Origin of the sequence: Microbacterium nanhaiense (assembly GCF_014646015.1) — a bacterium.
In the GTDB taxonomy this organism is placed as follows: domain Bacteria; phylum Actinomycetota; class Actinomycetes; order Actinomycetales; family Microbacteriaceae; genus Microbacterium; species Microbacterium nanhaiense.
On record NZ_BMMQ01000011.1, the window covers coordinates 1 to 20,030 of the forward strand.

The window sequence follows — 20,030 nt, forward strand, 5'->3', positions numbered from 1 at the left end:
AGCGTCACCGGTTCGTGGCGTCCCGGCCGAACCAGCTCTGGCTGACCGACATCACGGAACACAAAACGAGCGAAGGTCGGCTCTATCTTTGCGCGATCAACGACGCGTTCAGCGGCCGGATCGTGGGCTACTCGATCGACCCGAGAATGAAGGCATCTCTCGCGGTCCGCGCCGTCCGTAACGCTGTCAGGATGCGCGGGAACGTGAATGGTTGCGTCGTCCATTCGGATAGAGGATCGCAATTTCGAAGCAGGAAACTGCGCCGCGAACTCGCCGTCCATAATCTCGTCGGATCGATGGGGCGGGTTGCGTCCTGCGGCGACAACGCGGCAATGGAATCGTTCTTCAGCCTGCTGCAGAAGAACGTCCTGAACCGGCACTCCTGGGCCACCCGCGAGGAGCTGCGCATCGCGATCGTGACCTGGATCGAGCGGACCTATCACCGCAGGCGTCGCCAGGTCCGTCTGGGCCGTTTGACGCCGATCGAGTTCGAGACCATCATGAACAACGACCTGACCCTCGCGGCCTAACCAGAACTGTCACCAGTTCCTACATCAGACCCCCATGGAGCCCGCGCTACCCTGTGCCTTCGCAAGCATAAATGCACCAAGCCTCATACCACGTGGATGTAATCTAGCCGGCGAGGAAAGGGGATCAATCATTTGCGCTTAAAGGCTTTCGCAAAAAGTGGACGAATGGCGGACCTATTCTCATCTCCCGCCAGGAACCAAACCGTCACCGCGTAGCCTGTCAATGCAACAATTCCGGTGGGCACCGCGAACGTTAGCAAGGACCACTCAGATTGCGCCCAGGGCGTTAGTTGCAATAGAAGTACCGCCGCCACCCATGGCGCAACGGCGACAATCACTTTAGCAAGTTGAAGAAGGTACCGTCCTACTTCGAGCTGAATTACCTTGCGGAGCACCCAAAGTCGCACAGGCCACACGAACACGCGTGCCCACCGCGAAATTACGACTCCCGCGATACCCATCGGTAACAGCGCGAAAAGAAGCGCGACTCCAGCCGCGTTTTGCATTGCCGAAACCCAGAAAGCGGCTTTCGCGCGGCCACGCGCGAGCAAAGCCGCCCGATCGAAGTACATCACAGCGGAGAGCCCCCATCCCGCAGCAAGGCCCCACAGAATCGGAATGGCCGGTTCCCAACCATCTCCAAAGGCAACCGGAATTATCTGATGCGCGTAGGCTGCAACGAATCCAAAGATTGGCATCCCAACTGCGCCCGCAACAAATGTCATTTGGCGGAAGATCCGATTGAATCTTGGAAGGTCGTCCTGAACACGTGACAACGTGGTGAGCGACATCCTTGCAATAACAGTTGTGACCAACTCCGAAAGGATCGTACCGAGTCGCTGAGCAATGAAATAGTAGCCCAGCGTCACAGGGTCGAAAAACACGCCGATGACTATCTTATCAATGTTGGTCTGAACGGCGTCTAGTAACTCTGTTCCCATGATACTGAGTCCAAGAGGCGCCATTTCTCGGAGCGCAGCCGTCGAGTAGGCAAACTGCGGGCGCCACTCAGATGCCGCCCAAAGAGCTACGCACGCGACTATCGCTGTCGCTACGTTCTGCACTACAAGCGCCCAGACCCCGCCCCCGAGGAATGCTACGGGTAACGACACAGCGGCGCCCGCAACCGCAGCTACCACTTGCCGAATCGAAAGAGCCTTAAAACCGAAGTCTCGTTCTAGGAGAGCTGCTGGTGTTTGTGAGATTGCAGATATCGGCAGCACCGCGCCCATGACACGCAGAACAGGAACAAGTTCATCGTTACCAAGCAGGCTTGCAATGAGCGGCGCCGTGAAGAAGAGCGCGACATACAGCACCACCGCCAATAGAAGTGACGTCCAAAAGGCGGTAGACGCATCATGCTTCCCTAGCGTTTTGCGCTGCACGAGTGCTTTCGAGAAGCCTGCGTCGACCAACACTTGAAGAACGGCCACCACAGACATGGCTAGCGCGATAATGCCAAATCCGGCTGGACCGACCAACCGGGTAAGTACCGCCATGACCACGAGTTGAAGAAGACGTGATCCCCAACGCTCAAGCACTACCCAGCCGATTGAACTTGCGACCTTATTGCCCAGCTCGCCAGACATCTCAGTTAGCCCTTACGAACATCTGGCGAGCCCGACGAAGCGCCCGCGTAAACAACGACGCGAGACTCTGCCCCAAGGCTACAGGTCCGATGCAACGCCAAATAGTGGCGGCCTTTTTCTTACTAGATGGAATCCCGAACTCGTCGGCTAGCAGGCGATCCCACGGCTTCGCCACACCTCGAAGCTCCTTGCCGGAGTGATTTTCGCCCGTGTCCACATGATAAACAGCGCCCCTAAATGGCAGCTCACGGAGCTCGACGCCCCGTTCCCGAAACCAAGCGGCGGCGTTACGGTGGGCGCCGAGGACGGCCGGCAGCGTTTCGCCGTACGCCGAAAGAACTTCCTCCTGGCTGGAACTAATAGAAACGCCTTGTGGCACCGCATAGGCATCATAAGGGAGAATATGAGAAGTGCCGCAGGTTCCATTGAACCCGTCTTGCTTTCTGTACCCATTTCGCGCTTGCGAATAGACCCATCCTCGACGAATTACCCATCCGGAGGAACCTGGGTTGTCGTGCACGAAACTAACAATAGACCGATGAACAAAATCGTCGGCATCAAAGATCATTACCCAGTCCGGGTTCTTCTCCTGAGCTGCAATAAGGCCGAGACCGATCTTACTGCCCTTATCCCGAACGAATCCCGACCTATCCGCATGCGGCCCATGAACAGGAGCCGGAGGGTCAAAATCGACATTCACGTACGTAACTTTGTCGCCCATGGAAAAATCAGGCTCTCGGTTTCCGACTACGTATACGTGATAGTCGCTCGAAGTCTGAAGTGCAATCGATTCCAAGGTCTGACGCAGGAGAAATTCGTTGTACGAATAGTCCGTCGCGTTACGCGGATGACGCATACTTGTTACGAAAACTAACATCAGCGCTCCAGAACCTCGATCGTCGCGGCTCGCGCGTCATCTAGACCGACCACGTATGTCGCTGTTTCAAACCGCCCGGTGTAATCATCGAATACGCCGCCAAGCTTCTTGTAGTTATTATCTAAGAGAACATTAGGAATTCCTAGCAGTGAGGCGAGCACATGTGCATGGAGCCGATCGACGACAATAATCTCGCGTCCCACGTACAGGCGGACTGCGTCTTTCACATTTCGTCTGTTAAGAACGCCCAGAACTCTCAACATTAGATTCGCGGGGACAACGGGAATCGGGGCGCCAGTCTTTCGACGCAACCGCTTAATCTGCCAGTCAAACCAGGCGATACGTCGCGCGAACTTCCACTGGGGTGAGAATCCGGCGACCCTGGCCCAGTCGGTTTTCTCGATCGCAATGCCATCGAGCCAAGTCTCTGGGATACCCTGGAGACCGGATGCTGACTCATGGTCAGCCCTTGCGATGGCCAGTGCCGGAGCTCGCGTTGGCGTTTCGCCCTCCGGAACAATAGGTGTATAACCGAGCGCCATGTCAGGGCAAAAGATCGTTTTCACGCCTGGCAACTGCGTCGCCGCGCGCTCCATGGAAAGCGAGTCTCTGATGAGGGTTACAAAGTTCTTGTGATTTGCCAGGCGCGCGTTTGCTAGTGCTGCTCTCGATTCATCTGCGAAGAAGATGGACTGCGACAACTGCACGATCTTGTACTCCGGGAGTTCCTGCACGACTCGTTCACGGAGTCTCTGATGTCCTTCCCAGAGATCCCCAAAATTGCCGCCGCCGTGCAGTAGTACCACGCCCCCGTCCACGGGAAGCCGGCGTCGCACATCACGAGAATCATATCCCCGAATATCGGTGGCATACTTGATGCGCACTCCCAATAACTTCAGGTAAGCAAGCTCACCTTCCCAGATCAGCGAGTCTCCGATGTTCCGCTGATTGGGAGCATCGATGATCACGACTTCTCGGGCGCCGTCGAGCACGCCCTCGAGAATGGAAAGAGTCTGGTTACGAATATCACTCAGCGCTCGCTGGTCATTCGTACTCATCATTTTATGCATCCCTATCCATTAACGTGGAACCATTCGAATCGCGGACAAATAGGTTGTATGGCAGAGCCTCCACGAGGGCCGATTCGTCGTAGCTCAAAGGGTCGCTACCTCCCGCCCGAACTGCAGCTTCCACTGTTTCCGCCGGTTGCTGAGGATCGCGGCCTGACCCGAGGTAATAATCCTCATACTTGAACGGGTGTTCATGAACAGACTTGATAAGGCGTGCCGGAACACCAAGCGCATCGGCGAAAACCATCGCGTGAAGCGATGACCCTACAACAAGTTCGCTACGGGAGATCTCCGCGACTATCTTCTCAGGGGTTTGGAGTGGTGAGACCAAGTCGGGATGGCCACGGTAGATATTCATATCATTAAAGTTCGGAATCAATGCGACTGATCGACTCTTCTCTGACACAATCGCACTTCTAAGGCTAGGTACATGCTTGATCAGCAGCCCGGGGTCGCCGAACACCTTCGGCACGTCGACGCCGTTATTCTCGAGCACGGCTGCGGTCCGTGGACCACGCACCGCATGAACCACGACACCTTTCATATCAACCAGCTCCATAGGGCGCTTCGCGTTGATTCCCGTTCCCCATACGTGGTCGCCCGGCCTCACGAAGTGCATGACTGAACCGACTGAAAACAACCGGGCGTTGTCCGTACCGCCCGTCTCGCGGTCGATTCCTCGCTCCCGCAGGAGTGAGTCCACAACTAGTGGGCCGATCTCGTCACCGAAGTTCGGAACGGCCCGCTTTCGAATACGACGAATCACGGGCAGATTCAGCAACGGTGGCCGGTACTGCCAAGAGTAAAGGTCAATCGGCATCCCGCTTCTCCTTGTCGTCGCTGCCACGCGTCCCCTCAGCATAGACAGTGCCGTCTGGAGACTCAGTTGGAGCCCCTCGTGTTCACCCGAACACGGCAAGTTCGCGTGCGACGGCCTGCGCAGATGCCTCGATCGTCAGGTTCATCGCATTTCGCACGAGGTGGTCGGAGTACGTCCTCCGTAGCGCCTCGTCGCGGTGCAGGTCACGGAGTGCGTCCGCCCACGGTCGCTGGTCGGAGACGGGCAACACGAACTTGCGACGTAGCTCATCGTCAGTCACGAGCATTTTTGCGACGCCGAAAGCATCGCTGACGACGATTGGAATACCACTCATCGCGGCCTCCAGAGCGCTTCGTCCAAATGCTTCTCGCGTCGAGGTTCCGACATATGCGAAGGCGTTCTCCCAGAGCTGATCGGGTCCCGCCCATCCAGCGACCTCAATGTTACTGGGTGCGCTTATTCGGAGCTTATCTTCGAGCACCCCGCTTCCAAACATTTTGCCTTCAAATTCTTGATCTCGGAGCGCCTGGAAGAATAGTTCCGGGTTCTTATCCTGGTTATACCTGGCGGCCCATACGGCCGTTGACCGCGTGCCCTCCCCATTCCAGCGCCTCGGAATCTTCGCAATACCAGCCGTGACGAGCTTCGTTTCTTTTCCGTGCCCCATGTCGTCTCGCAGCGTTTGCGTTGTGGCCCAGACTGCGTTGGCGCGGCTCAGCGCGGTTTGTTCCAGTGTTTTCCAGATGATCCGCTTGACGCGACTGGCTTCACCTTGGGCGGGCCATGGTAGTCCGCGGACGAAGGCGATCCAGTCTCTTCTTGTCAGCGCCAGCGCCATATCTGTTTGAGGGATCAAGCTCACGATCATGTCGGCTGCGTTCACTGCGGGGTGTCGAAGCAAAGCGCTGCGCAATGCCCAAACACCCGAGGGACCGCTAGGTTCGGCAACGACTTCGTCTACCCACTTCGGGTCATTGCTCGGTCTCTGCCCTTTGGCTGACGCTGAAACCCCTAGCAGGAGCCTCCAGTCGTTTCCTTGAGAACGTCCGGCCTCTATAAGTTCTCGGGCGGATCGATAGACTCCGCTCCTCGCGGTCAAGGGCATCGCGACGAAGACCACCTTCACGACGCGTTCCCAGCCGCTCGACGGAACGCCTGCTCGTGGGCGAGCAGGATATCTTCCTCGCTTGGAATACTCGGATCGGCTACAACAGCATCTCGAATACGCTTTCGGAGGCTTTCGCTACCAACCACTCGCTGAAGGCTCGAAGAGAGGGCATCTACGTCGCGAGGCTTCACGACGATGCCGTTCCGTTCGTGGTCGACCCACTCCAGGGGTCCGCCTTCTCCCGCTACCACCGCTACTTTTCCGCGAGCAAGGTACTGAAGCACGTTCTGGCCAAGCGGCTCTGGTCGTATCGAATACTGTACGCAGATGTCGAGTGAGTCAACGGCCGCCTGCACATCGTGTTCGAAACCGGTGAAGTGCACGTTCTTCAGTTCAAGATTCTCGACGAGTAGACGAAGATCGCGCTCATAGTCGGAGTGCCCGAACGCCGCGTCGCCGATGAGTACGAGTTCTGCTTGCTGGTCAAGCGCTGCTCGAGCGTACGCTTCGATCAGCAAATTCTGGCCCTTCCATGGGTCAAGCCTCGCTACCATGCCGATGCGCAAGCGCCTCTCGGTTTCCTCGGGCGCTTTATTCACGCGTTGGACACCATACGGACTAGGGGCGACCTCTATAAACTGATCGCTGCGAAGTCGGGAACTCACGACCTCCGCTGTGGACTCAGAGTTTGCGATAAACCCGTGCGCTCGTCGCATCACGATCGTCGTGAAGGCGAGATGGCCAAGTTTCCCGATCGCATCGGGCTCCATCCTGTCGCGGAGGTGGACAATTAACCGCTTTTTGGTCCCGAGCGTTGAAAGCGCCGCGTATAGCGACGCGCGCGTCGAGTTGGCGTGTACGACATCGGCGGCACGGAAAGACTTGGTTCGTCGTACGTCGAGCGCTTGGCGAAGGACGCCCCATGCGAACGAAAACATCCCCACCAGCCCCGCGGCTGAAGCCCCCGGCGCCTGTGGTGCTCCAACTTGCTCAAGCAACTCGAGATGAGGGGCGGAGTCCTCGAACACGCCAGCCTCTCCGACGGGCATCACCAGCGACGCATCCCAGCGTCGATACTTGCTCGAGAGTAGTCGCGCAAGGGCGAGCTCCGCTCCTCCACGCTCACCCGTATGAGCCAGGTGAACTACAGACAGCGTCGAAGGTTCTATGGATGTCACGGGGCCACCCTATGCAGAAATCCTTACAAGGAACAGCACCGTGGCTCCATGGCGGCGCGCGGCCAATGGGCGCGCCTCCTTGCCGGGACCGTCGCGGAGGGTTCGCACCGGCGGCTCTTCGATACGCTAGGACTGCCAGCAGGTGCGGTCAAGCACCATCTTTTCCAAGGAAGACTATGCCCGAATCTGTCCCAATTACCGTGATGCAGTCGTTGGCCGCACCATCGCAGAACAAGCCGACTTCCAATCCGTACACACGCTTGCTTGTCGAATCCATGCCGGCAGAGCGGGTCCACACGAAGTACTTTCGCTGGTCTGGGTTTCTCTTCGATCAATTTGACGTGCTCCACGTGCATTGGCCGGAGGTACTCGTACGGCACCCGCGCAAGATCGTGCACTTTGCCAAGTGCGTCGCATTACGCATTTTCCTAGCGCGCATCCGGCTGCAGAAGAAGGCTATCGTCCGCACAGTGCACAATGTCGAGCCTCACGAACCGGGCTCGAGGATCGAATCGAGGGTTCTCGCGGCTCTAGATCGTCAAACGGATGTGCGTATCGTACTCAATGAGGCGACGCCGAATCCGTTAGGCACCCCGACTGTCCTCGTTCCACACGGACACTACAGGGACTGGTATGACGAGCCGTCGAGCGACCGCATCGTCTCCGGCAACCTCCTTACCTTCGGTTTCATCCGAGCATACAAAGGGGTCGACGATCTACTCTCAGCCTTTCGTGAGACAATGGACCAGAGCCTAACACTGACAATCGCGGGACGAGCCGATAGTCATCAAACCTCTAATTTCATTGAAGAACAGGCAGCACTAGATTCCCGAATCTCGCTTGATCTCCGCTTCATCCCTGACAACGAACTGGCCTCACACATCGCCCGGGCCGAAGTCGTGATACTCCCATACCGAGAAGTTCACAACTCTGGTGCTGCGTTACTCGCGCTATCGATGAATAGACCAGTGCTGATGCGGCGTTCTGATTCCACTTTGCTTCTTCAGGCGGAGTTCGGCGCGGAGTGGGTAATCTTGTTCGACGGAATTCTCACCCACGAAGTAATCGAACGTACAGTGTCAGCGATCCGAGCGACTCCTCGTTCACCTCGCGCTGATATGTCTTCTCGGGAGTGGCCCTTGCTCGCGGATAAGACCATCCAAGCTTATGAGATAGCTCACAAGCGGCATTCAAAACGGAACATTCACTGAACAAAAAGCTCGGTGTATGTGCGGAACACGGGTCCAGTTGCGGACCGCCACCGGGAAACGCAGTCCGATTTTCTACAGATGAGCATTTCAAAGTCGGTTCGTACGGGCGCATCGCAATTGTGGGTATGGCTGGGGTTTTAAGCGGCCTGCCCACGTAGCGAATATGCGACGCAGTTCGTTAGGTTGCGGAAGCCGAGTGCGGCGCCGCGGAGGTGCTCGGGTCGATCATTGATCGCCTCGGCGGATCGCTGGCCGGTGCGGGGCGATCGATGAACACGAGGATGTTCGCGGTTCAAGCGTTCAGCAAGCGGCCGAGGCGGAGCCGTTTCGCGAGCGCGCACGGCACTCCGGTGGGAGATCCTCGATAACGGGCTCTTGGGACATTGGGTGGGGGTCATGGGGTGAGTCCGCCGGCGGCGAGGAGCATGCGGAGGCGGTAGTTGTGCTGGTTGCGGTAGCCGCGGGCGAGGCGGCGGTGCAGCTCGATGATCCCGTTGACGGCCTCGGTGCCGCCGTTCGATGACCTCCCGGTCGTGAAGTAGGCCAGGAACGCAGCCCGCCAGCGGCGGAGGGTGCGGCCGAGCCTCGCGATCTCCGGGATCGGGCAGGTGCGGAACGAGTCGACGACCTTCTGCGCGATCCGCCGCCCCTCGGCGAGGTCTTTCTGGTGGTAGGCGGAGCGGAGTTGCTGCGCGCACTGCCATGCGACGAACACCTCGTCGTGCGCGGGATCGGCCTCGATCGCCGTCGCGAGCCTGATCCGCTGCTTCTCTGTGAGGTTCTCGGCCCCGGCGCGGAGGATCGTCTGGATCCCGTAGAGCGGGTCGCCCTTCCGACCGCGATGTCCGAGGGTGTCCTGCTGGACGCGGCGGCGCACCTCGTCGACCGCTTGCGTGCCGAGTTTCACGACGTGGAACGCGTCGAGCACCGCGGTGGCGTCCTCGAGCTTGTCGTCGATCGCGGTCTTGTAGCCCGCGAACGGATCAAGGGCTGCGACCTTCACATTGCGCCGGAAGCCGTCGCCGCGGCCTTCGAGCCAGGACGCATACGCCTTCCCCGACCGGCCGGGCACCAGATCCAACAGCCGCGCCCGCGTCTTTCCGCGCTCGTCGCGGCTGAGATCGACCATCCCGGTCAGCTCCTTCGGGCCGCGCTTGCGGGGGTCGACGTGATGCCAGATGTGCTCATCGACGCCGAGCGTGGTGACCCCATCAAACCGGGACTCATCGGCCGCCAACGTGACGAGCTCGGGCTCGACAGCGCGCCACACCGTCTTCCACGACGTCCCCAGCTGCCGGGCAAGTCCTGCGATCGTGGCGTGTTCGCGCCGCAGTTGTCCGATCGCCCAGCCGATGGCTCGGTTGGTGATCGACCCGCGCCTGGCGACCAGACCCGGCAACGGCTCCGTGAACGTCTTCCGCTCGCATTCCTGCTCACCGCATCGCCAGACCCGCTGTCGCCACACGACTCGCACCCGCATCGCGCCGGGCACGTCATGAAGCACCCGGCGGCGACGCCCGCGACCGACAGCTACGACCCCGCACGACGGACACCCCGTCGGGATCGCGGGACTCGAGACCGTCACGACCAGCAGCCCGTCGCGGCGGTCGACGTGCTCGACATGAACGCCGTCGAGGCCAAGCAGGAGGTCGCAGCGGGAACACGGATCAGCGGCAGAGCGCGCGTCAGCGCACCCCGAAGTAGGGTGAAGCACGTCGAGGTCCTCGTGATAGATCAGGGAGTTAGCGCTTCTGATCCTCGGGGACCTCGACCCCTACCCGCCAACCATCACCCGGCGAGCCCTAACCCACCGGATGTCCGAAGAGCCCGATAACGGCGTGCATTACGTTCGTTGCGAGCTCGCGCTCGTGCTCGGGGTTGGCGGCGACCATGCGCTGGTAGGCGCCTCCGGTCGCTTCGATCTCGACGTGCTCGGAACCGCCAATCAGCACTTCGAGTCGCGCACAAACGTTCGGCAGGCAGCGCCGCGTTGGTCTGGAGAGTAGTACGGGCGAGTCTTGTAGAGTGGGGCGTTCTTCTGCCCGCGGTGACCGCGAAGGCACTCCTGAACGCGCCGGCGGCAGGTATCGAGTTTGTCACCGGCGACATAGACGGTGTCGAAACGACTCCACCACCGTCACCACGTCGGGAAGGGCGTCCACAGCGACGGTCCTGAGGCCCGTGGCCTCGTTCATGGTGACGAGATCGGCCCGCTCGCGCCCTTGCCGGGAGGGGACGCGCGCCAGGTACTGAACAATGATATCAAGCGCCAGCGCCCTCAACCATGTCCATGAACCTGGACGGCCTCGTCTTCTCGCGGACTGTGGTGAGGTCGATGACCATGGTCATATATCTGCCTCCGAACCGCGCATGACACCAGACGAGTTCGCCGACGCCGAGCACGTGAGCGCCGTTTAGCGTGCTGGTTCGTCGATCAACACGCGGCGTCCTTCGATAGTGATCGTGCTGTCCGCGGTGAGCCAGGGCACTTACTGGGCAAGCACCGATGCGGAGCACGACAAAAGTGGCCGAGCACGAGTGCTTCCAGCGCGCATCGCAACCCAGGTCGGGATAGCTCCGCGCGCTCCGGTGTTGCCGCCGTGGTCCTCACACCAGGAGCACCCGCATCTAGCGCACCCGTGGCAGCGGACACGAATGAGCCGCATCGTCGGGCGATACCCGAACGGCTCCTGGCAAGAGGACGCGTGTCCGACCCACTCGGAAGCGCTTGATCGCCACGGGCCCATCACGAATCCAACCCGGCAACGGAAACTCGCTCTCCGCCCGCGCCGGCTCGAGACGTTGCCGACGGCGACAAGCCCGCGGTCGTCGAGGCTGTAAACATGATCAGGTCGAAGGCGCATGAATTCATGCGTACTACACCTCGAGGCCGTGGCGAATTAGCAGTTTAGGAACTTTCAGCCTTTGGCGGACACAAGCGGTACCCCGCCGACAAAACGCTCGCCCCATGCGCGCCCACCTGCGATTAACCTTGTACTTGCAAAATAATCTCTGTACACGAAGTGTTATCTCTGCCATGGGCCGGATGGGTACGCAAGTACTATAGTTTCGGCCCCACTTCGGCTTTGAATATGTTGCTAAGACGGGCCGAGAAACGGCTCGACAGATGTCCACCGTCCGCCCGTGTGAGGGTGTTGCCGATGAGGGCCGGACAAGTCCCACCTTCGTCGCAGGTCCACGACATCATGTCAACCGTCACGAAACCGTGCTCCTCAGCACTTTCGAGTTTAAACTCTTGCAATGCGCGCGTCGTAGCCGGCGGTTTTTCATCGTTACAGTCCCGCGGCCCGGTGAAACCGTTACGGGGCTTACAATTAGCGTTTGGCGGCGACTCAATCATCACTATTCTTCCCAGATAGGCCTGGGCAAGATCATCGTAGGAGTGGTCGACCGCTTCCCTGTAGATCTCCGACCGATCCTCAGACCCCTCGATCCCGTACATGCGGTTAAAGGTCGTCACTGTCGCGTCAGCAACTATTACTACATCGGGAGATATTTGCTGAATGAGACCCAAGTTCTTTTCGTTATGCGACTGACATTCTTCGAAAACCTTTGAACTTCCGCTACGCACGACCGCGACATCTACGACAGGGCACTGCGACAGGGTCAACGGAAGAATCCGATACTCGTCTCCGAAGGCACCGCGGAGTCCCTGCAATAGGTGGGTCGCGAACGAGTCGCCGATCACAACCATTGTTTTTTCGCTACTAGCGTCTCCGTACACGCACCGCTCACGCGCAGACTCGGAATCCACATCGATGCAATTGTCGACGACCCATTCTTCGGCTTGCGCGTCTCGGCCGCCCACCTGATCCGGTATCGGCCATGATCGCATACCGAGCGTCGCGTCAACTTCGCTCTGAAGCTCTTCAAGAGAACCGTAAGGAGCCTGGGATATCTGAGCCTCTTCGATTTTGGAGTCGATGATAGATACGGATGCTATAGCTACCGAAGAGATGGCTACCATACCCGTGATTGCAAATCCGTAGGAACGAGCGGAAGCACTCCAGAAGTTCCGGCTCCGGAACGGATCTTCGATCAATTTCTTTGAAATCCAAGCAATCGCCAGCATGATGACGAAAAGAGCTACTCCTCCCTTTAAGCCGATCGCGTGTCCCGCGACTACTGGATAAAGGACGACAAGTGGCCAATGCCATAGATAAAGCGAATATGAAATTTCCCCGATCCATTGAACGGGACCACTGCGCCCTAACAATGTCGCACTCCAGACACTGTCGTTGTCCGCCGCCCAAATGACAGCCGCAGTCCCAATGACCGGAAGTAGGGCAGTGAAGCTCGGAAAAGGCACGCTGCTGTCGTATTTAACTACTGAGTAAATGATCGCCGCCAAACCTCCCCAGCCAACAATGAGGTGCAGCTTCGTGCCCGATGGCGTTCTTGGCGGCTCGGCGAAACGGGAGGGCAAGAATGCAAGTAATCCACCAACAGCAAACTCCCATGCGCGCGTCGGCGTTACAAAATATGCACTAGCTGACGAAATTTCAGTCCAAAGAACTGACGTCACGAGCGAGGAGACGCATACAAATACGAGCACCCAGAGGATCGTTTGCTTTTGCGCCTTACCACTTCTTTTTAGTACGCGCGATATCAGCAACGCCGTCATGATTAGTAGCGGCCAGAACACGTAGAATTGTTCCTCTACCGACAGCGACCAGTAATGTTGCACGAGCGACGCCGAGTTTTCTGCGGCCAGATAATCGACCGAATCTGCCGCCAGCGCCCAGTTTTCAAAGTAGAGAGCACTCGCGATGATTTCTCGAAGACCCTGTTTCCATTCGCTCCACGGCAGAATGACGAGCGTCCCGACGAGAGCGAACACCAGCACAGTGAACGCTGCCGGCAATAGCCGCCTAATTCGACGAGCCCAGAATCTCCCGAGCCGGATTGTGCCTTCCCTGGCAACCTCGCGAAGTAGATGTGATGTAATCAGAAATCCTGAGATCACAAAGAAGACGTCGACGCCTACGAATCCTCCAGTAAGCCTGGAGGGAAAGAGATGAAATATGACAACCGCAAGCACGGCGACGGCCCGCAGTGCTTGAATTTCCTGTCGCATGCCACGCGCCTGAGCTGTACGCGTCATCTGTCGGGTTCCTCCCCAGTTAGCCAGCGGCGATCAACATCCGCCTGAACGTTGTGCGGATGATCCGCGTTGTTCCAACCAGCATCACCGATGCACAGCAAGCCGTTATCAGCCTGCAGAACGTCGCCGATCATAAAAAGGGGGATGGATGCCGGTTGCCTTTTCTCGCATAGTGCGCGAAAAACCCTTCAGACCAGCGCTTTTCCGAGCTCTTACGTCGTGGGCGACCAGCCACTCGCGCCTTGATGCCTAAGATAGATTACTCAAGTATCGCAGCTAGACGTATACGTGCCAGCCAGGGTAGAGGGTGCTATCCACGGCACGGCCAAAGCACCCGTCGCTCATCTCATAGACCTAAACTGGCTCAAGTGACAACCTGGATTGACCGCCGCTGGGCCGGCCAGCACGGCATTGGTCGCTATGCATCAGAGCTCTACGCGCGTCTGACGGTCGAAGCGCAGGATCTGCCCGTCTCCGGGCCCACTTCCCCCGGAACCGTAACATTCAACGCGGTGCCGAAGGGTCTGATCTACTCGCCCGGATACGGTGCGTTCGCGCGCGCCGAGCGCGAGCTCATTACGGTGCACGACCTCATCCACCTGAAGACCGCGTGGCCGGGTCGGGCGAAGTACCTCGCGTTCTACAACCTCGTCGCGAAGCCCGTGATCCGCCGCACCGGCGCCGTGATCACGGTCTCCGAGACCTCCAAGCGCGAAATCGAGAACTGGATCCGGGATCCCCGGGTCGAGGTCGTCAACGCCGGGCTCGGAGCCTCGGCCGCGTTCCACCCGGGCGTCGAGTTCGTCGTGCCCGAACGGCCGTACCTGCTCTACGTCGGCAACATGCGCGAACACAAGAACCTGCGCACCGCGATCGCGGCGCTGACGCACGTTCCCGATGCCGAGCTGCGCCTGCTGATCCCCGCAGACGAGCACGCGGACGCGCGCGCTGTCGCGACCGCACACGGCGTCGCCTCGCAGCTCGTGTTTCTGGATCCGCTCGACGACGATGCGCTCGCGCTGCAGTACCGCGCGGCGGCGGCGACGGTCATGCCGTCGACGCTGGAGGGCTTCGGTCTGCCGCCGCTCGAGAGCATCATGACCGGCACGCCGGTGATCTACTGGGAAGGTTGCGCGGCCGTCGCCGAGACCTCGGACGGGCGTGGCTGGGCGGTATCGTCCGCCTATGACGCGGAAGAATGGGGCTCGGCCTTCGCCGAGGCGCTCTCCTCCCCCACGCGCGTCGACGCCCCGGTCGGGCGCTACGACTGGGCTGCCACGGCGGGCATCGTGGACGATGTGTTGAAACGGCTCGCCTAGGCTCGAAGCGTGCCCTACATCGTCATGCTGCGCCCCACGGCGACAATCGAATTCGAGGTGCCCGAGCGCGATGGCCTCGACTACTTCAATGAAGATGCCGCGCGACTGCTGCCCGAGGGCCACGAGCTGATCGACATCGACCGCAAGCGCGGTGTCGCCATCGCGCGGTCGACCGAGACGAAGGCCGTCACGGTCGACCGCATCGAGGACGCCTTCACCTGCGCCCCGGAGGGCTGGCAGGCACTGAGCGTGCGCCCGGCGTAGGGGCCGATACCCCACTCCTGGGTTCGTTGCCCCGAACCGCTTTCAGCTTCTGGTTCCGGGCCTCGTAGAATACCCATCATGCTCGCGTCGACGACGAGCGCCCGCGTCGAAGCGGCGCCAGCAGCTAAACACCACCGTCGGCTCGATGTACAGGGCCTGCGGGCCGTTGCCGTTCTCGCGGTGATCGCGAATCACGCAATGGGATGGCCCCGAGCCGGGTTCCTCGGCGTCGATGTCTTCTTCGTCCTGTCCGGCTTCATCATCACCTCACTGCTCCTGCGCGAGCATGAGCGCACGGGCCGCGTCTCGTTCGCCGACTTCTACCGCCGCCGCGTCAAGCGCATCTTCCCTGCGGCGACGTTCGTCCTCGCCGTCACTGTGGTGGCGAGCTGTCTGGTCTTCGGCGGCGAGCGCGCGCGGCAGATCGGCTTCGACGCCGTCGCCTCATTCTTCTTTGTCGGCAATTGGCGCTTCGCCGCCGAGGGCGTCGACTACTGGGCAGCCACCGGCGAGACGTCGCCCCTCCAGCACTACTGGTCGCTCGGCGTCGAGGAGCAGTTCTATCTGGTCTGGCCCGCGGTCCTCGCACTCGCAGCCTTCATCGCCATCCGTCGCGGAGCACGCGTGCGCGTCATCACCGGTGCGGTGCTCGCGATCGTTCTTGCCGGATCCCTCGCCTGGGGGTTCTGGCAGACCGGCGCTCAGCCGACGGTCGCCTATTTCTCGTCGCTCACCCGCGCGTGGGAGCTGGCGCTCGGCGCACTCATCGCCGTCGCGGGGCCCGTATTCGAGCGTATGCGCGACGTGCGGCGCGCGCCACTCGCATGGTTCGGCGTCCTCGGCCTCGGTGCGTCGTTCCTGCTGCTCGACGAGGCCGGCATGCCCGTGCCGGGCGCGCTGCCCGCGACCCTCGCGACCGCGGCAATCATCGTCGCCGGCACGGGTGGCAATCCGCCCGAGCTCTGGCCGCTGACGAATAAGGCGACGGTCGCCGTCGGCGACTGGTCGTTCTCGCTCTACCTCTGGCATCTGCCGGTCATCATCTTCCTCGGCACGATCGTCACGGTGCACGAGCGCAAATTCCTCGTCGCCGTGCTCGCCATCACGTTCGTGCTCGCGATCGCCACGTACTACCTGATCGAGAACCCGCTGCGGCGAGCGCGCTGGCTCACCAGGGGTAGCGGGCGGCTCTCCTGGGTCGCTACCGGCGTCACCGCTGTTGCCGTCGTCGCGGGCGTCGCGACCACCGCGCTCGTCCCCGCGCCTATGGCCGCGATCGGCACCACGGCCATCGGCGTCGCCCTGCCGCTCACCACGCAAGAGCAGGTCGAGGGCAAGCTGCGCGAGGCGCTGCAAGACACCGAGTGGCCCGAGCTCACGCCGACGATGGCCGACGTGGCCGCTGCTGGTCTGCCCGAGGAGGACCAGGAGGGCTGCAGCAACGTCGATCTCACGGATCCGTCGGCGTGCAACTTCACCCACGAGGGCGCGACGCACACCGCCGTCGTGATGGGCGACTCGACCTCGATTGTGCTGCTCCCGATGATCCGCAAGGCGCTCGGTGACGACTGGAACGTCAAGGGGCTCATGATGGCCGGCTGCTACCAGGTCGACATCACGCGCTGGTACGACAGCGACGAGGCGAAGGAGGCGTGCGAGGCTCACAAGCCGGCCGCGCTCGACGAGGCCCACGCGCTCGACCCGGATCTCATCATCGTCAGCAACCTCTACACGGGCGTCTACCACCTGGATCCGCCGGCCGATGCGCTTGGCGGCGGCGGGTCGTACCGCTGGGCGTTCGAGACCGAGAAGCTCGCCAGCCAGCTGAAGCAGGTGACGGACGACGTGGTCTTCGTCGCCTCGCCACCGCGCCGGGAAGAACAGATCGGCTGCGCGGTCGCGGGCAGCGTTCCCGCCGACTGCGTGCACACCGTCGATGACCTCTACCGCGAGGTGACCGAGGGCGCCGGGGCCGCCGTCACCGCAGCGGATGCCACGTACCTCGCAACCGAAGAATGGTTCTGCGTCGACGGCAGGTGCCCCGCCTTCGCGGGCTCGACGCCGACGATGCGCGACGACATCCACATGACTCGCCAATACTCGGCACTCCTGGCGCCGCTCCTGCGCGACCGCCTCGAGGAAGCAGGCGTGCTGGGCGACTGAGAAACATACAGCCGCGCCCCTTATCAGCGAGCGCAACCACCAAACTGAAACGGCTGGCCTAAGCTCGAAGTGTGCCCTATATCGTCATGTTATGCCCCGCCGGGTGGCTTGACTTGAGCGTACGGCCCGCGCAGAAGAACTTGATTCCATGACCTTCCGTGCCCCGATGCCGACAGCGACGAGACGACGTGTCAACGAGCCGTTCCCGGCGAAGCCCTGGAGCCGCTGGCTGTTGCGCGCGGGGCTCGCGGCGCCCTTCGTCGTTATCGCCGTTTTGCTGATTCAGGATTCCGCTCTCCTCTCTCGCAGCGTCAACGGAACAGTCGAGGCGCGCGTCGACACGATCGACTGGGGCCGCGCCGACCTCAACTGGGTCGCAGACCTCTACCCGCCATTCGGAACCCTGCTCGTGCAGCTGATTCCTGGCGGGGCTGCCGGTCTCAGTATCGTCGGCGCCCTCGCCGCAGGTTGGTTCCTGCAGTACCTGATCCAGACGCTGCGCGAGCGCCGCTGGCAGCGTCGAAACATCGTGCTGACAGTGCTCGCTGTCGGCGGCAACCCGGTCTTCGCCTACCTCGTTGTCGGCGACCTCCTCGGCTTCCTGGGACTCGCATCGTTCAGCTACGGCACCATCGAGATGTACCGATTCATCATGCGCAGGAACACCGATGCCGGCTTCCGCGCGGGCGTCTGGTTCTTAATCTGCTCGCTCGTGGATCCGTCGGGTCTCCTCCTCATCGTGGTCGCGATGTTGACGGCGCCGGCGTTGACCGTCGCTCGGGCCAACGAACGAGGCGCGCGCCTGGCGAACATCGCGGTAATCTTCTACCCCACGATCGCGGCAGCTGCCACCATCATGCTGATGCAGGCGATCTACCTGAACGATCCGTTCGCGCTCTACTCGCGAGCCATCACCTACTCCCCCGAAAACTGGTCGGTCTTCGCGACGCTCTTCACGACACCGGGCGGATGGACGACCCTCCTCGCCGCGCTCTTCGGCGCCGCCGTCGCGGCCCTGGGCCGCAGATACGTCCTCGCGTTCATCGCACCCCTCGTGCTCGTCGCAATTCTGCTCGGGCGCGCGCTCGGGCTCGTTCCGTTGCAGGGCGTGGGCTACGTTCTGCTGACCACGACGATGATTATCGTCACGCTACTCCCCAGCCTAAGCGGGCGACTTCGGCGCACCGGTGTCAGCGTCGTGCTGTGCGCCTTCATCGTGCTCGGCTGGGTCACCGGTCTCGTGCGCGCACCAATTGTCGAGTGGTTCGTTTCATTTACCGGAGGCATCGCATGACCGGGCAGGTTACCCCCTCGACGCCGATCGTCCCCTCGGAGCAGACTGCACACGCCGCCGCCGAGGGGCTTTACGAACACGATCGGCTGCGATCTGGCAAGTACGTCCTCTCCACCGCGCAGAAGATCGGCGGCACGATCGCGATCGTCACCATCGTTGTGGTCGGCGTTCTCTGGCTGAGCAAACTGTTGCAGGCATTCCTCGTCGTCTTCAGCCTCGCCTTCCTCGCCGCCACGGCCTTCAAGTTCATCGTCTCGGTGCGCGGTGCCCGCTATGACGTGATCGAGCGAATATCATCGGCGCAGATCGCCGAACTTCGCGACGAAGAACTGCCGGTCTACACCGTGCTCGTCCCCGTGTTCCGTGAGGCCAACATCGTGGGCCAGCTCGTGCGCAACCTGGGTGCGCTCGACTATCCCACCGACAAGTTGGAGGTGATGATCCTCACGGAGGAAGAGGATCAGGAGACGCGCGACGCGATCGCCGCATCGAATCCGCCCGCACACTTCCGCGTCGTCCGCGCGCCGAAGGGGCACCCCCAGACCAAACCGCGTGCGTGCAACGTGGGCCTGGCGCTCGCACACGGTGACTACCTTGTGATCTACGACGCGGAGGATCGCCCCGACCCGGACCAGCTAAAGAAGGCGCTCATCGCGTTCAAGCAGAACGGTGACGAGGTCGCCGTCGTGCAGGCAGCGCTGAACTACTTTAACGACCGCGAGAACCCGCTCACGCGGATGTTTACGCTCGAGTACTCGTACTGGTTCGATTACATGCTCCCCGGCCTCGAGCACGATCGCCTGCCCATTCCTCTCGGCGGCACGTCCAACCATTTCCGCGTCGACGCGCTGCGCGAGCTCGGCGGTTGGGATCCCTACAACGTCACCGAAGACGCCGACCTTGGGATCCGCGCGAGCGCGCTCGGATATCGCGTCGGGGTGATCGACTCGACGACGATGGAAGAGGCCAATACCTCCATCCCGAACTTCATCCGACAGCGCTCGCGCTGGATCAAGGGCTACTTGCAGACGTCGCTCGTCCACGCACGGCGCCCTGTGCAGCTGATCCGCGAGGTCGGCGTCGTGAAATTCTCCGCCTTCGCGTTGCTGATCGCAGGAACGCCCATCACGTTCCTCGCGGTGTTGCCGTTCTACGCGCTCACGGCCGTCTCGCTCTTCCTCCCGCCGGAGGTGCTCTCCGACCTCCTGCCGGTGCCCGTGCTGTGGCTGGCGCTGCTCAACTTCGTTGTCGGCTCGGCGCTCATGGTGTATGTCACCATGATGGGCCCCTACAAGCGTGGCAGCTTCCACCTCGTTCCGTGGGCCTTGGTTAACCCCGTCTACTGGGTGCTTCACTCGATTGCCTCATACAAGGCGCTGTGGCAGCTCATCGTGAAGCCCCACTATTGGGAGAAGACCGAACACGGCCTGACCGCCCACGTCGACGACGAAGCCGTCGACGCAGGTGGTCAGGCCGGGTAGT

General features: G+C 61.0%; 15 protein-coding genes. 7 read left to right on the forward strand and 8 right to left on the reverse strand.

Annotated features, from left to right (window positions below):
• A partial coding sequence (locus IEX05_RS13850; protein WP_188702868.1) for an IS3 family transposase occupies nucleotides 1-530 on the forward strand: 530 nt, incomplete at its 5' end.
• Nucleotides 531-658: 128 nt separating this feature from the next.
• On the opposite strand, the gene IEX05_RS13855 is transcribed toward IEX05_RS13850, so the two are convergent.
• From IEX05_RS13855 to IEX05_RS13880, 6 genes are all read right to left on the reverse strand, one after another.
• Nucleotides 659-2,119, reverse strand: a complete 1,461-nt coding sequence (locus IEX05_RS13855) for a lipopolysaccharide biosynthesis protein (RefSeq protein WP_188702870.1) — start codon at nucleotides 2,117-2,119, stop codon at nucleotides 659-661.
• 1 nt (nucleotide 2,120) lies between these two features.
• Nucleotides 2,121-2,996 (reverse strand): glycosyltransferase family A protein, encoded by an 876-nt coding sequence (locus tag IEX05_RS13860; protein WP_188702872.1) that lies wholly within the window; start codon nucleotides 2,994-2,996, stop codon nucleotides 2,121-2,123.
• Complete coding sequence (locus tag IEX05_RS13865) at nucleotides 2,996-4,066, reverse strand: polysaccharide pyruvyl transferase family protein (protein ID WP_188702874.1); 1,071 nt, start codon at nucleotides 4,064-4,066, stop codon at nucleotides 2,996-2,998. The genes IEX05_RS13860 and IEX05_RS13865 overlap by 1 nt, the downstream gene beginning before the upstream one ends.
• The gene (locus IEX05_RS13870; RefSeq protein ID WP_188702876.1) at nucleotides 4,059-4,886 is read right to left on the reverse strand and encodes a polysaccharide pyruvyl transferase family protein; all 828 of its coding nucleotides are present in this window, start codon (nucleotides 4,884-4,886) and stop codon (nucleotides 4,059-4,061) included. Before IEX05_RS13870 ends, IEX05_RS13865 begins: the two co-directional genes overlap by 8 nt.
• Before the next feature lie 82 nt (nucleotides 4,887-4,968).
• Nucleotides 4,969-5,769, reverse strand: a complete 801-nt coding sequence (locus IEX05_RS13875) for a glycosyltransferase (protein ID WP_188702877.1) — start codon at nucleotides 5,767-5,769, stop codon at nucleotides 4,969-4,971.
• Between the two features lie 239 nt (nucleotides 5,770-6,008).
• Complete coding sequence (locus tag IEX05_RS13880; protein WP_188702879.1) at nucleotides 6,009-7,172, reverse strand: glycosyltransferase family 4 protein; 1,164 nt, start codon at nucleotides 7,170-7,172, stop codon at nucleotides 6,009-6,011.
• A gap of 176 nt (nucleotides 7,173-7,348) precedes the next feature.
• Between IEX05_RS13880 and IEX05_RS13885 the strand changes: the two genes are divergently transcribed.
• Nucleotides 7,349-8,383, forward strand: coding sequence for a glycosyltransferase (locus IEX05_RS13885; RefSeq protein WP_188702881.1), 1,035 nt, complete (start codon nucleotides 7,349-7,351; stop codon nucleotides 8,381-8,383).
• A gap of 394 nt (nucleotides 8,384-8,777) precedes the next feature.
• Here the strand turns inward: IEX05_RS13885 and IEX05_RS13890 are convergent, their stop codons facing one another.
• Nucleotides 8,778-10,097, reverse strand: a complete 1,320-nt coding sequence (locus IEX05_RS13890; RefSeq protein WP_229661338.1) for an ISL3 family transposase — start codon at nucleotides 10,095-10,097, stop codon at nucleotides 8,778-8,780.
• Nucleotides 10,098-11,444: 1,347 nt separating this feature from the next.
• Nucleotides 11,445-13,508: an acyltransferase family protein gene (locus IEX05_RS13895; RefSeq protein ID WP_188702883.1), complete on the reverse strand. Its 2,064-nt coding sequence runs from the start codon at nucleotides 13,506-13,508 to the stop codon at nucleotides 11,445-11,447.
• A 368-nt stretch (nucleotides 13,509-13,876) separates the two neighbouring features.
• On the opposite strand from IEX05_RS13895, the gene IEX05_RS13900 reads away from it, so the two are divergent.
• The 5 genes from IEX05_RS13900 (at nucleotide 13,877) to IEX05_RS13915 (ending at nucleotide 20,029) form a co-directional block, all read left to right on the forward strand.
• Nucleotides 13,877-14,827, forward strand: coding sequence for a glycosyltransferase (locus IEX05_RS13900; RefSeq protein ID WP_229661339.1), 951 nt, complete (start codon nucleotides 13,877-13,879; stop codon nucleotides 14,825-14,827).
• Nucleotides 14,828-14,836: 9 nt separating this feature from the next.
• Nucleotides 14,837-15,091 carry a hypothetical protein gene (locus IEX05_RS13905; protein ID WP_188702887.1) on the forward strand — a complete coding sequence of 85 codons (255 nt, stop codon included), beginning with the start codon at nucleotides 14,837-14,839 and terminating at the stop codon, nucleotides 15,089-15,091.
• A 78-nt stretch (nucleotides 15,092-15,169) separates the two neighbouring features.
• The gene (locus IEX05_RS13910) at nucleotides 15,170-17,254 is read left to right on the forward strand and encodes an acyltransferase family protein (protein ID WP_188702889.1); all 2,085 of its coding nucleotides are present in this window, start codon (nucleotides 15,170-15,172) and stop codon (nucleotides 17,252-17,254) included.
• A 148-nt stretch (nucleotides 17,255-17,402) separates the two neighbouring features.
• Nucleotides 17,403-18,548, forward strand: a complete 1,146-nt coding sequence (locus IEX05_RS15350; RefSeq protein ID WP_229661340.1) for a hypothetical protein — start codon at nucleotides 17,403-17,405, stop codon at nucleotides 18,546-18,548.
• On the forward strand, nucleotides 18,545-20,029 hold the full coding sequence (locus IEX05_RS13915) for a glycosyltransferase family 2 protein (RefSeq protein WP_229661341.1): 1,485 nt from the start codon (nucleotides 18,545-18,547) through the stop codon (nucleotides 20,027-20,029). The genes IEX05_RS15350 and IEX05_RS13915 overlap by 4 nt, the downstream gene beginning before the upstream one ends.
• Nucleotide 20,030: the final 1 nt, after the last annotated feature.